The sequence below is a fragment of the Acetobacter sp. genome (assembly GCF_052102375.1).
GTDB lineage: Bacteria > Pseudomonadota > Alphaproteobacteria > Acetobacterales > Acetobacteraceae > Acetobacter.
Genome location: NZ_JBQDXI010000008.1, coordinates 16,453 through 28,754, shown reverse-complemented (window position 1 = coordinate 28,754; position 12,302 = coordinate 16,453). Strand labels below are relative to the sequence as shown.

Annotated in this window: 10 protein-coding genes; 5 read left to right on the top strand and 5 right to left on the bottom strand. The window is 55.6% G+C overall.

All coding sequences use genetic code 11. The features are described from left to right. Positions 1–53: 53 nt before the first annotated feature. The 4 genes from ACTIDN_RS05140 to ACTIDN_RS05125 form a co-directional block, all read right to left on the bottom strand. Positions 54–878: a hypothetical protein gene (locus tag ACTIDN_RS05140; protein ID WP_441376223.1), complete on the bottom strand. Its 825-nt coding sequence runs from the start codon at positions 876–878 to the stop codon at positions 54–56. Between the two features lie 80 nt (positions 879–958). Then, positions 959–1,921, bottom strand: coding sequence for an efflux RND transporter periplasmic adaptor subunit (locus ACTIDN_RS05135; RefSeq protein ID WP_441376222.1), 963 nt, complete (start codon positions 1,919–1,921; stop codon positions 959–961). A 15-nt stretch (positions 1,922–1,936) separates the two neighbouring features. After that, positions 1,937–2,143 carry a DUF1656 domain-containing protein gene (locus tag ACTIDN_RS05130; protein ID WP_048838633.1) on the bottom strand — a complete coding sequence of 69 codons (207 nt, stop codon included), beginning with the start codon at positions 2,141–2,143 and terminating at the stop codon, positions 1,937–1,939. After that, positions 2,143–4,227, bottom strand: coding sequence for an FUSC family protein (locus ACTIDN_RS05125; protein ID WP_441376221.1), 2,085 nt, complete (start codon positions 4,225–4,227; stop codon positions 2,143–2,145). The genes ACTIDN_RS05130 and ACTIDN_RS05125 overlap by 1 nt, the downstream gene beginning before the upstream one ends. Positions 4,228–4,542: 315 nt before the next feature. Here ACTIDN_RS05125 and ACTIDN_RS05120 point away from each other — a divergent pair, with 315 nt between their 5' ends. Both ACTIDN_RS05120 and ACTIDN_RS05115 read left to right on the top strand, forming a co-directional pair. Next, positions 4,543–5,691: a metallophosphoesterase family protein gene (locus ACTIDN_RS05120; RefSeq protein WP_441376220.1), complete on the top strand. Its 1,149-nt coding sequence runs from the start codon at positions 4,543–4,545 to the stop codon at positions 5,689–5,691. Continuing rightward, entirely contained in the window at positions 5,688–8,381 is a 2,694-nt protein-coding gene (locus tag ACTIDN_RS05115) for an AAA family ATPase (RefSeq protein WP_441376219.1), read from the top strand. Before ACTIDN_RS05120 ends, ACTIDN_RS05115 begins: the two co-directional genes overlap by 4 nt. On the opposite strand, the gene ACTIDN_RS05110 is transcribed toward ACTIDN_RS05115, so the two are convergent. Next, positions 8,365–9,825, bottom strand: coding sequence for a carbohydrate porin (locus ACTIDN_RS05110; RefSeq protein WP_415507357.1), 1,461 nt, complete (start codon positions 9,823–9,825; stop codon positions 8,365–8,367). The two genes, ACTIDN_RS05115 and ACTIDN_RS05110, sit on opposite strands and share 17 nt — an antisense overlap. A 193-nt stretch (positions 9,826–10,018) precedes the next feature. On the opposite strand from ACTIDN_RS05110, the gene moaB reads away from it, so the two are divergent. The 3 genes from moaB (at position 10,019) to ACTIDN_RS05095 (ending at position 11,866) form a co-directional block, all read left to right on the top strand. Next, a complete protein-coding gene (gene moaB, locus ACTIDN_RS05105; RefSeq protein ID WP_415507358.1) occupies positions 10,019–10,573 on the top strand; it encodes a molybdenum cofactor biosynthesis protein B in 555 nt (184 codons plus the stop codon). Beyond that, positions 10,566–11,144, top strand: coding sequence for a DJ-1/PfpI family protein (locus ACTIDN_RS05100; RefSeq protein ID WP_415507359.1), 579 nt, complete (start codon positions 10,566–10,568; stop codon positions 11,142–11,144). The genes moaB and ACTIDN_RS05100 overlap by 8 nt, the downstream gene beginning before the upstream one ends. 65 nt (positions 11,145–11,209) lie before the next feature. Then, a complete protein-coding gene (locus tag ACTIDN_RS05095) occupies positions 11,210–11,866 on the top strand; it encodes a POTRA domain-containing protein (protein WP_441376218.1) in 657 nt (218 codons plus the stop codon). Positions 11,867–12,302: the final 436 nt, after the last annotated feature.

Sequence of the window (12,302 nt, the reverse complement as noted above, 5' to 3'; positions counted from 1 at the left end):
CAGGAACAATAAAAACGTGGCCGCCGTGCTAAAAACACCACATGGCCAATAGCTTACTGCGGTGCCGGAATAACCGTAACATGCGTGGAGCGCGCAGGTGGCGGAGGGGCGGCGGCATCAGGAATAATCTTGCCGCTTCCGTCCCGCTGTGTCGCCAGTGTGTCTCCCACTTTGTCCACAATAATATTGCCGCTGGACATAATGTGGAACACGCCAACATCTGTCTCACCATGCATCACGGCATCTCCCGTGCTGTCGGAGGTAATTTCCAGTGCCTGTAGGTGGCCTGCCTGTCCGTCAAATGTAGCGGAGCCCCCCAAATAGAGGGCAATGGCAGGTGCCGTGATTTTCCTGATTGTAACTGGTGCGGCTTTTTCTGAGCGAATGCGAGCGGAGTCAGAAAGGGTACGGATGGTCAGTGGGCCTGTGGAGGCTGAAACTAGCCCCAATTCTCCAGCCTTACCCATTTCAACAGGCCCGGAGCCTGCACGGATAAAAACGGTTCCGGTTCGGTCGTCCAGCAGAACAGCGGAGCGACCTGCCTCTGCTATGGTCAGGGGTAGGTCGGGGTGCGTGGTGATGGTCAGACTGCTGGTGAGGGGGGCTGTTGCCGTGCAGCCATTCTGGGAGACGGTGATTGTGCCATCCTGTCCCGCAGTCGCGCTGATACCACGGGGCAGAGGCTGCTCAATCAGGACCGCTTCCGGTAGCGTATCTGAGGTTGTGATATGCAATTTGCTTAGACAGGGCGCGGTGATGACCAGTGCCCGGCCTTTAAGGTTGGTGGCGGCGTGAGCGGGCACGCTGAGCGCCAGTAGCATGGCTGCACTACACACCATCTGTGAGCCAGACCAGAAACGCGAAAATGAGCACATCATGACAGTCTCCGTGCCAGCCCCGTGCTGCATTGTCCAGAGGCTGCACCCCTCGTCATGCAGCCTAGTTATGGAGCAGCGGGTTAATTCCTGTTGCCGCTGCCTCCGGTGCCACCCAGCAATGTGTCATGCAGGCGGTCAAAGACTTCGGTCAGGGTATCGTGCGCGCGTTTACCTTTGCTGCCAACTACGGTCACGGTGGTGGTCATGCCTGCGGCTAGCTGGGTGCCGGGGGGAATGCTGTCTATATGCACCCGGACAGGAATACGTTGTGCCAGCCGGACCCAAGTGTACACAGGGTCAACCGAGGGCAACCCCTGAGTAGAGGGTGTGGCGTTAGGTGTTGCAATGCCGCGGGTGATACTGACCACATGGCCCCACATAGGGGCACGATAGCCCATCAGGTCCATACGCACCCGATCACCAATGTGAATGGCCCGTATTTTTGTTTCTTCAAAATAGCCGTCCACCCAGTAGGAGGAGGCATCAATCACCTGCACGTTGGGTTTGCCTGCGGTTGCAAAGTCACCCACCCGCATAATCAGGTTGTTCACATAGCCCGTAACGGTGCTGCGTACTTCCGTACGATCAAGGTTGATCTTGGCTTGGGACAGCGCTGCCATGGCATCCGCATATTGGGCCTTGGCCATATCGGCTGTGGCCTGAAAAACCTGCTTTTCCTCGCGGGAGGCTGCAACTTCGGTCAGTCTGTCACGGCGGTTTTGCTGGGCGTCTTTCAGCACCATGTCTGCCTGCCGCTCATTCACTTTGGCTGTGGCTGTGGCAACGGCTACCTTGAAGTCGAACGGGTCAATTTCATACAGAATGTCACCAGCGTGAACAAACTGGTTATCCTTCACACGTACGGCAATAATCTGGCCAGACACACGGGGGGCAATATCCGCCACCTGTACGCGCACCTGCCCGTTACGGGTCCAGGGGGCAGCGGTATAGTAGTCCCATAAAACAAGGCCAACAATGGCAGCTACAGCAAGGATTGTCCCGGTCGTAACAAATTGCAGGGCGCGGCGGGCGCGTTCAAACACGGTCGGAAAATCCTCTCACAAGACAAGCGTATAAAAGCCGATCAGGCACACAAGCAGCCCGAATTCAGCCAAAGGCACATTCCAGATCACCCGCCGTGCCCCTACTTTGGCCAGCAGGGGGTTGAGCACCAGCAGCGTGACAATAGCCAGCCCGGCATGCACCACAAAAGACGAGACAAGCAGCCCCCCGATATCCAGAACAGGTCTCAGACTGTCTTCCATTAGAAGGCTTTCCAGCGTTGGTCAGGCACAGGGAGCAGGTCATACAGATGTATGGCCGAGCGATTGTGTTCCAGCAGACGAATGGCCCCCACCATGGCCGATACGGCAGCAAGGGCTGTAGCCATTTGCCCATGTGGCAGGTCAATGCTGTGGTCCAGCAGCAGCCGCGCCTTGTGGCGCATACGGTAGAGCGCTGCATCAATATTGTAGATGACGGTTGAGCGATACGCGGCCTCCGCGTCAGCACGGATGGCGGGAATAGTGGCAGCACGCTGAAGGTGGCGGCGTGCCCGTGCGATCTCCACATTCAATTCGTCAAGGCTGGAGAGGCGTGTGAAAACGCGGGTTTTTGCGGCATTGGAGGGGAGGTAGCTGTTCCATTCCAGAATACGGCAAAGGCGATGATAATGGCGGCTGATCAGGGCGGAGCCAGCCTGCTCTCCCTGGCCCTCAAACTGTTTGCGCAGATCATGCCCGATTGTGATGGCCACCCGGAAGCGCCGCTTGTTGGCGGAAGGGGGCAGCAGCAACACGAGAGCAATAAAGATGACAATGGCTGAAAACAGATAGAGCACATTGCGGTCAATAAAGCTGGCGGGTTCGTAGTTCTGCTCGTTGGCAATGCCGAGAATAACAAAAAAGAATACCCCGGCATTAAAGCCTACCGTTGCGGTTTTAGGGTTCATCATCAACAGGCAACCACCGAAAATAACGGGAATGATGGCCATAGCCAGAAACGGCATATCCGCTCCGTGCGGCAGCACGGCAAAGTTCAGGACTGCGGCTACGGCAATTGCCAGCGGGGTACCAATAAGAGCCCCCATGCCATAACCCCGCGCATTGTAGGTGGTTGCCGCGAGCGTGAGGATAATTGCGACCTGAGAGAGCGCAGTGAACGTGCTGGGAATGTTAGAAATAATGCACAGCCCTGCTGCAACACTAAACCCTACCAGAGTGCGTAATCCCGCCAGAAGCCCAGCTATCACGTCCTGATGCTGCTCAATCTTGAGGTCAGGGGCTGTCGTGCGGGCACGGCGGCCATTTTCAAAAGCATCAATGCCATCCACTGCCCAGCGCGTGTCAGACAGCAGTGCCATGGAGCGTTCAATCAGCCAGGCCTCATCCAGCGTGGGGCCACGGGCGCCTTCAGTGGCGTGCGCTTCCCGTGCCAGATCCTCAAGGTCTCTGACCGCCTGACGGGTGGAGGTGGTTGGTGTACCATCACCATACGCCGTGCGGATATGGTTCAGCACCGGGCCGGAAATTTCTCCGCTCCGCAGCACGTAGGCAATAGCTCGGCTACAGCTTAACATTTCCAACAGGGCCACCATGGCGGAGCGGGCACCTGCAAGCCTTATGTTGGCGTCCGGCAGTTCTGTCTTGGCGTAGGAGACCTGAGTGGTCAGGGCAATAATTTCCCCGGCCAGCCCGGCACAGGCGGCTTCGTCCGGTATGCCGTGGCCAGCTATGGCCTCCTGCGCAATACGGCGGACCATGCTGGCGGTACGGTTAAGGTTTGCTGCCAGCTTTTCCCACGCCGTTGGGGAGCCGAAAAAGTCATTCACGGCAGCCGTGGCAGCAATGCCCACAATAATGGCGGACACACGGTTAATGGTAATGTCAAAAGCATTTTGTGGGCTGTCTATGCAACTAATAGCCACAATGGCTACCGTGTAGCCGGACAGCATGGCAGCGTAAGCCCGGAAGTCTTTTTCCAAGGTGCCTACAATAGTGCAGAAGGCCAGCCATAGCCCCACGCCACCCAACAGCACGCCCCGTTCCTGATTAAAGCAGGCGGTGAGAAACAGCGCCACAAATGCCCCGACAAATGTGCCAACCAGCCGATAGACGGCTTTAGAGAGGACCTGCCCACGGAGTGGTTGCGCCAAAATCATGACCGTTACAGCAGCAGAGCCGGGCGAGGAGAGTTGTAGCCAGAACGCTGTGGCCAGAGCGAGCACCACAGAAAGCCATGTCCGCAGGCAAAACTGAAACCAGCCGGGAGGAAAAATACCGCGCGGCAGGCGCATGCCCACACCATTCCAGAAGCCGACTGTTGATGCGGCTGGGTGTCGTATTGTCATCCTCTCCCCGCCCGTACCGCTTGCAGTGGCATGATCTGTAAAAACAGCCTGCCATGTGCCCTCTGCTCAGCAAAGGATGCCGAATCCATGAAAGGTCTTAACTTCTTAAAATAAAATATAATGTTCTGCGTGTCGTATCTGGTGCGTGGCTGCCTTGCAATGGTTGCAAGGGACCACAGTCCTGATTGTCTGCAAAGGGCGGTGGAGTGGGCCTGCGGCCTGCCTTGTGCCATGCAGTTTGGGATATGCCCGCATGGCCTTTGTCCTGAAAATGTGATGTTTCTGATAGGCTTAGGCAGCAGCAGGACACAGGGCATGAAGTTTGTTCACACCTCAGACTGGCAGATTGGCCGTACGTTTCGCTTTGTGGATGATGAAACACAGGGAGCACTTCAGGCCCAACGTGTGGATGTTATCCGAAGGCTTGGTCTGCTGGCCCGTGCGCAGGGGGCTGCGCATGTTCTGGTTGCGGGTGATATTTACGAACATGAAACACCGACTGAACGCACACTGTACCAGCCGATGGAACGGATGCGTGATTTTGCAGACCTGCACTGGCACCTGATACCGGGCAACCATGATGCCCATACCCCGGATGGCGTGTGGCACCGTCTGATGCGGGATGGGGGTGTGCCTGAGAACGTGACAGTTCATTGCCAGCCCGGTGCTGTGCAAATTGATAGTGCTGAAAATGTATGGTTGCTGCCCGCGGTGCTAGAGCGCCGCCATGTGCTGACAGACCTTACGGCTTATATGAATGACGCCCCGACCCCGCCCGGTGCCGTCCGTATTGGTCTGGCGCACGGTTCCGTTACGGGTTTTGGGAATGGGGAGGAAGAACAGCATAACCCCTTGGCAGTGGACCGCGCAAAGCAGGCCGGGCTGGCTTATCTGGGACTAGGGGACTGGCATGGCTTCCGCCAGATTGATGCCCGAACCTGTTACGCCGGGACTCCTGAGACAGACCGCTTTACAACTGGGGGTGGTGGTGGCGGTGAGGCTCTGGTCGTGACCGTACAGGGGGCACACGCGGTGCCAGACATTCAACGGCATCGTACCGGACATTATATCTGGAAAAAACTTGATGCGGTCACTCTGACAACAGCGGAAGATATTCAGGCGCTGGAAGCCCGCGTGCGGAGCATAGCGCCGGATAATCCCGGTGCCGTATTAGCGTGGCTTACAGTGACGGGCCTGCTGAGGGTGGACGATCTGGCACTGTATGAAAGTGCTATTACGCGCAGACTGCGCGCAGCCGTTGCATGCCTGCGGGTTGCGGGTACACCCCAACTCTCAGCTGGGTTGGATGATCTGGACCGTTTTGGCACATCCGGGGCGATACGAAGTGCCGCCCAGACGTTGCTGAAACAGGCCGAGGGCGGAGGGGAGGAGGGGGCAATTGCAGCAGATGCCCTGCAACGTCTTTTCCTGCTCTGGAATGACGGGAAAGGAGCAGCAGCATGATTCTGACCGAATTACAGGTTGAAGGCTTCCGTCGTTTTACAGCTCCGGTCACCCTCGCGGGCCTGAAGCCCGGCCTGAATGTATTGGCAGCCCCCAACGAGGCCGGAAAATCCACCCTGCTTATGGCGCTTCGTGCTGCTTTGACGCTGCGCCATACTTCCAAAAGCCAACCTATTAAGGACTTGGCCAGTTATGGCGGGAGCGCCCCGCACGTTCTGGTACGTTTCACATGGAACGGTGTGCCTTGTGCCCTTGAAAAACGCTTCATAACCAAAAGCTGTATGCGGCTGACACGCGGGCCGGACCATTATGAGGGGGATGAGGCGGAGGAGCAGCTTCGCCTCATGCTGGGGCTGAATGAAGCAGGCCGCGGTGAGGCTGCCGGGCTATGGAATGCTCTGCTTGTCGGGCAGGGCGAAAGTTTTGCGCTGCCAGCGTTGAGTGAGGCCGGACATGCCAGTATCCGGTCCTGCCTGTCGCAAGGGATAGATGTTGTAACCGGGGGCGCTGCGGCCTCTGCCGTACTGGGAAGGGTCAGGGAGCAGCTTGGTCTTTTGCAAACGGCCACGGGCCGTCCGACAGGTCTTTATAAAAAAGCGATGGAGCAGGAAGCAGAGGCGGAAAACCTGCTTGCGCAACTTAAAACCCGCAAAAACAGGTTGGAAGAAGACCTTGTCGCTTTGGCACAGGCGCGCCGTCTTTTGCAGGAGCATGCGAACCCTGACCGGAAAATGCAGGACGAGGCTGCTTTGGCGGCGCTCCGTGTAGAGCGCGACAAAGCCACCAAACTTGAAGCAGAGGAACAGGCTGCCCGCGCCACGGTCAATGTAGTTCAGGTTCACTCCACTAATCTGAAACAGGAGCAGCAGAGCCGCCAAGAAAACAGGGAGCGCATACAACACCTGATTAAAAGCCAGGCTGCGGCGCAAGAGGCGCTTAATGCGCTGGAACCGCGTATGCAGCAGGCCCAGCAGCGTATGGAACAGGCGCGTCTGACGCGGGAAGCTGCGGAGGCTGCTCACGAACTGGCCCGCAAGCAGCGAGCCCTGTCAGCCCAGCAAGCGGGGCTTGCTCAGAAACAGCAGCGCTTGAGTCAGGAGCAGGCTTCCTTGCGCCGGGTTGAGGCTGCGTACCTACAGCTTGAACAGGCAGAAGCCGTGTTAGCTGCCCTGCGCTGCGTTGACGATGCCAGTATGGACCGTCTGCACAAAGCGGACCGTGTGTGTGCTCAGTTGCAGGCGCAGAGGGAGGCTCAAGCCCCTACGCTCACGCTCAACTTGCTACCAGAGGCCGCCGGGCAGGTTACAATTAACGGGGCTCCTTGTAAGGGAAACTCCCATCAGCTCTTGCAGGAAACCGTGCTGCAAATAGCCGGGATAGGGACAGTAACTATCAGTCCGGCCCAGCAGGACCAGAGCGGGCTTGCTAGTAAATGGGAGCAGGCAGACACACAGAGAACTCTGCTGTTACAGCAAATGGGCTGCCAGACCATGGCAGATGCGGCAACGCATCATGCCCGCTATAGGCAGGCCCAAACGCGTGTGACCGAGGCGCGCGCAACATATCATGCCAGTTTGCCGCATGGGCAGGCAGGCAAAGAGCAGGGGGCTGCTTATCTGGTTGGCTTTCGCAAAGCAGTGGCGGAACAGGAGGCCCAGTTTGCACTGGTTGAGCAGACTGTAGCTGCACAGCAGGTCTCCGGTTTGTCACAGACTGTGGTGAGTCCAGATGCGGCAGCGGAGGCGGAAGATCAGGCTGCGCATCAGGCAGAGGCGGCACGGCAGGCAGAGCGGCAGGCGCAGACGGCCTTTAGTGCAGCGCAAACGCAGCAGCAGGCGGCTCTTGTTACTGTGCGGGAAGTGGCTCAGGCGCTTCAGCAGGCACAGCGTGAAGAAAGCGTTTATCTCAGCCATAAGACAGACGAAGCCTTGGCTGCTGACCTAACGCAGGCCCGGGAAGATCTGGCTGTTGCAACAGCCAGATTGGAGCAGTTTGAGCAACACCGTGCAGAGGCCAGACCGCTGGCAACACTAGAAAGTGGTATTGCTCGGTACGAGCAGAAATTGGAAGCCAACCGTACCCGCATCAGCCAGTTGCAGATTGATATTCGGGAGCGAGAAGCACATGTGCGCTTTGCCGAAGGTGAAGGGCTGGATGAGCAGATAGCGGCAACGGAGCGGACGGTAGAGCGGCTCAAACATGACCGTGAGGGGTATGAGCGTAGCCGCGCGGCGTTGGCTTTGCTTCAGCAAACGGTCAGTGTGGCAGAGCAGGAACAAACGGAACGGTATCTTGCGCCGCTGGTCAAAACCATGCAGCCCGCATTTAGCAGTCTGTTCCCCGGTGGGGCTTTGACCCTGAACACGCAGTTTGGGGTGCAGGCCATTACGCGGCGGCAGACGGAAGAGTTTTCAAAACTATCTGACGGCACGCGTGAACAGATTGCCGTTCTGGTCAGGCTGGGCTTTGCGGAACTGCTGCAAAGCCAAACTGGCAACAGCCTGCTTGTGTTGGATGATGCTCTGAGTTTTTCAGATTCTCAAAGGCTGGAGCGGCTGTTTGATGTGCTGACAGATGCAGCCAGCCGTTTCCAGATTCTGGTTCTGACCTGTCACGCAGAAAGCTTTGCAGCGCTTGGGGGTAACCCCCTAAGCCTGCAACCGCTGGAAAATTTTACAGAACTACGTTGAGCTGAAGCGCCATCACTGCCGCATCATGGAAGGTAGTGGTGGCACCGGGGCGGTTGATGTACTGAAAGTCTGGCTGGAGTGTCAGGCCGTTGGCAACATGAGCATTATAGAAAATTTCGTAAATGGACTCATGCGTCTGAATACCCCAGGCGGTTCCCCACTGGTTGCTCTGAAATGGCAGGCCTGCGGCAAGAGAGGCCTCCTGCTGCAAGGCGACGGTGCGGCTCATTTTCAGCCACTGATACATGACACCAATACTGTCCAGCGGGCGGCCCCACACGGCTCCGGTTTCCAGAAAACCACCCCAGATATGGTGAGACATGGCTGTGGTACGGCCATCGGTCCACATATAACCAGCATGAGCAATCAGGCCGTTGGTCGGTCCCTCACCATTTCGGACAAGCATTTGGTCTGCATGAACCCAGGCGCTGGAGCGGCCTGCATGATAACGGGCGGGTTGGCCACTAGTGACCCATGGGTCACCATTCTTGTCAGAGTACAGGTTAATATATTTGGAGTTATCGTAGCTATAGCCAGCCTTGTAATGGCCTACGAGGTGATTTTTGCCAAAAGAGGGCATCCATCCCACTTCAACAGGGGAGGAAAACTTGCCCAAGCCATCCTGTGCCCAGGCCCACCCGGAAATACCGCCGTTAAAAGCATGAGGGGAGACGGCAAAAAGGCCACCCATAATATAGGTTTCATTAGTGGGCATGACCCGCACAACGGCCCCAAGGTTTCCTGATGGCCAGTCGCGGTTGCCTTCCGTGTATTTGTTAGGGGCCGGGTTACCGCACACGGCTACGTTCATATACATGCAGTACAGGGGAGAAGCTGCAAAGAAGCTGCCAACCGGTATCCAGCCTGCACTGACGTCAACATGGTTGTTCAGCAGCGCTTTTTCACCATACAGATAAACAAGATGCGCCACCACGTTGCCACGTGCACCGTAAATCTGCTGTACCCCGCCCAGTGAGTCTCCAATATAGTCGGTACTCAGGTTGCGGCCGTGCCCGTTCACCACCATCATGTGGCTCCAGAAGCCTTGCATAAAGCTGGTGCGTGTCAGTTTGCCCCAGTCCACATCCAGTTCCACACCAACCTGACCGGCATTGGTAACACCTTGCCTGCGGCCCCCGCGGAAGTTGCCCGCTAACTCTTCATGAACATCGGCTAGAACGTGAATGCCGTGGTCTAGCAGCCACGGCTGGGCGCCCCACCAGTCACCAAAAAAATGGTTATGCCCGTAGGGAGCCGAAAATAATGGGCCAGGATCTTCTACCGGGTTTGCTTCATTATTCGCCTCCAGACTGGGCCACAGCCCTGCGGCGCTATTGCCACCAACCAGTAACTGGGCATGGGCTTGAGTTGAAAAGCCGGCAGCCAGCAGGCAGGCAAGAGGCAGAGAGCGGAATAAAGAAAAGCCGGGAGAAGATGTGTGCATGATCTCTGTATTGGTTCTAGTGATATCTGAATAACGGAAAGGTGTAGGGGGCGAGTATAAGAATATTAAAACATTTTTATGTCACCTGGTTCCGTAAAGAGACGTTTTCATAGTGATTTTGTAGCCTTACCCTGTATTTTAATAAAAGAGTGATGCCTCAAAGCATCAGGAAACGAGGTAGTAAAAGCGTTCCATGAGCAAAATAGATACAAACCGCCCTTTTCTGCCCGTGCGTATTGCCGTGATGACTGTATCAGACACACGCACACTGGAGACGGATACGTCTGGTCAGGCGTTGGTGTCTCGCCTTGAGAGTGCTGGGCACATTCTGGCTGACAGGGCCATTGTGTCAGATGATGTGGCCAAGATTGCCGCCAAGCTGAAGAGCTGGATTGCCGACCCAACAGTTGACGTTGTTATAACCAGTGGTGGGACCGGGGTGACAGGCCGCGATGTTACCCCCGAGGCATTCGATACCGTTTTGGAAAAACGGATTGAAGGCTTTGGTGAACTCTTCCGGATGCTGTCCTACAAGAAAATAGGCACATCCACAATCCAGTCACGGGCTTTGGCTGGTGTTGCACAGGGAACCTACCTGTTTGCGCTGCCAGGCTCAACCGGGGCTGTAAAAGATGGCTGGGACGACATTTTGCTCTTCCAGCTTGATAGCCGCCACCGGCCCTGCAATTTTGTTGAACTCATGCCCCGCCTGCGTGAAGGGCTGAAGGAAGGAGGTCACCATGACTGAAGATGTCAAACTGCTGATGCTGGCAGGTGATTACGTTGAAGATTACGAAATTATGGTGCCGTATCAGGCATTGCTGATGCTGGGATACAAGATTGACGTTGTAAGCCCCGGTAAAAAAGCAGGTGATACGGTTATTACCGCTATTCATGACTTTGAAGGCGCGCAGACATACAGCGAAAAACGGGGTCATAATTTTACGCTGAATGCCACGTTTGAAGACATTGATACGGACGACTATATCGGCCTGATTATCCCCGGCGGCCGTGCGCCGGAGCATTTGAGCATGCATAAGCGTGTGATCGAGATTGTGCAGGCGTTTGCTGACCGGCCCTTGGCGGCAATTTGTCATGGTGCTCAACTGCTTGCCGCAGCCAATATCATCAAGGGACGCAAGGTCTCAGCATATCCGGCCTGTCGGGCGGAAGTTGAACTTGCAGGCGCGACTTATGCGGATATTGCAGTAGATGCTGCCATAACGGATGGTGAGTTGGTAACAGCGCCTGCATGGCCTGCTCACCCGGCGTGGCTGGCTCAGTTTTTGAGCGTTCTGGGGGCGACGGTCTCTATTTAAGGCATTGGCCTTAGGCGTCCTGTTGTGCATCATGTGGGTGATGTTCAACAGGATGGAACCGTTTTATGCGTCAACACCTCTTCTGCACCGTGCTTGGGTTTGCTCTCCTAGGGAGTAGCGTTACGGCGCAGGCACAAGTGCCGACGTCCGTTCCGCCTTCTGATGCACCAACACAAACACCGGGTAATGTTGCTGCTAAACCCTTTGAGCCCGTTTCTGCTCCTTTGAAAATTGAAAGCCTGACCCTTACGGGTAACCAGCGTATTGCAACGGCCACGCTGCTGGCGGCTGTACCGTTCAAGGTAGGGGATAAGGTGCCGCAGGCCCGTATTACGGAGGGCCTGCAAGCAATTATGAAAGTTTATCAACAGCATCACCTAACGGGTGATGTGCATCAGCAATTATCTCTCAATGGTCAGTCCGTGAAGGTGACATGGCAGATCAAAGAGGCGGCGGCAGATGCGGCTGAGCAACAGCTTGTGCTGGATAGTGTGTCGTTTGACGGGAATTTGCATGTCTCTAAAACAGCACTTCATGACGCAACACGTTTGCGGCCAGGCCAGACGGTAACGCCCGTGGCTATGCTTGCGGATGAAAAAGCCATGCAATTGCTTTACACCAAAAAGAATATTGGCATTAGCATCAAGCCGGAAGTTACCCATCCTCATCACGATAATCGCGTAAACATTATCTATCATCTGGATGAAAAAGCGTCTGACTAAAGCTTATTTCAGTCAGAATGTCCCGAGGCTCGAAAGAGGCAAAAGCCTATGGTGGGAACAGTACAAATTTTCACTTAAATGGTAGTTTTGGGGAGGGTGCCAGGAGGGGATATACTCCTCACAGATATGCGGAGTATAATTTCTCCTGATATAAAAAATGTTCTTGTGGTCAAGAATTATCCCATAAAGGGTAGAATTATTTTGCAGGATATTGAGGCCGTCTGGCCTTTGTGTATCTGCCCGAAACTATGCGTTGGTTTTGTGGGGTATTCTGTGTTTGATCCGCTAGTATCTGGCGCGATCAATAAAATATTTGTTGAAATGAGGATGTGTTAGGACAGGGCTGGGCAGTAGTGAAAATGGCATGGTTTGCGGCACAATTTTATGTGCGCGCCTTATTTTTGTATAGCCGAGTTCAAATTTTCTGCATCAGATC

Bases quoted from the DNA above. Each gene is read 5' to 3' on its own strand.
- ACTIDN_RS05140 (WP_441376223.1), bottom strand. From the start codon at position 878: ATGATGTGCTCATTTTCGCGTTTCTGGTCTGGCTCACAGATGGTGTGT.
- ACTIDN_RS05130 (WP_048838633.1), bottom strand. From the start codon at position 2,143: ATGGAAGACAGTCTGAGACCTGTTCTGGATATCGGGGGGCTGCTTGTC.
- ACTIDN_RS05125 (WP_441376221.1), bottom strand. From the start codon at position 4,227: ATGACAATACGACACCCAGCCGCATCAACAGTCGGCTTCTGGAATGGT.
- ACTIDN_RS05120 (WP_441376220.1), top strand. From the start codon at position 4,543: ATGAAGTTTGTTCACACCTCAGACTGGCAGATTGGCCGTACGTTTCGC.
- ACTIDN_RS05115 (WP_441376219.1), top strand. From the start codon at position 5,688: ATGATTCTGACCGAATTACAGGTTGAAGGCTTCCGTCGTTTTACAGCT.
- ACTIDN_RS05110 (WP_415507357.1), bottom strand. From the start codon at position 9,825: ATGCACACATCTTCTCCCGGCTTTTCTTTATTCCGCTCTCTGCCTCTT.
- moaB (WP_415507358.1), top strand. From the start codon at position 10,019: ATGAGCAAAATAGATACAAACCGCCCTTTTCTGCCCGTGCGTATTGCC.
- ACTIDN_RS05100 (WP_415507359.1), top strand. From the start codon at position 10,566: ATGACTGAAGATGTCAAACTGCTGATGCTGGCAGGTGATTACGTTGAA.
- ACTIDN_RS05095 (WP_441376218.1), top strand. From the start codon at position 11,210: ATGCGTCAACACCTCTTCTGCACCGTGCTTGGGTTTGCTCTCCTAGGG.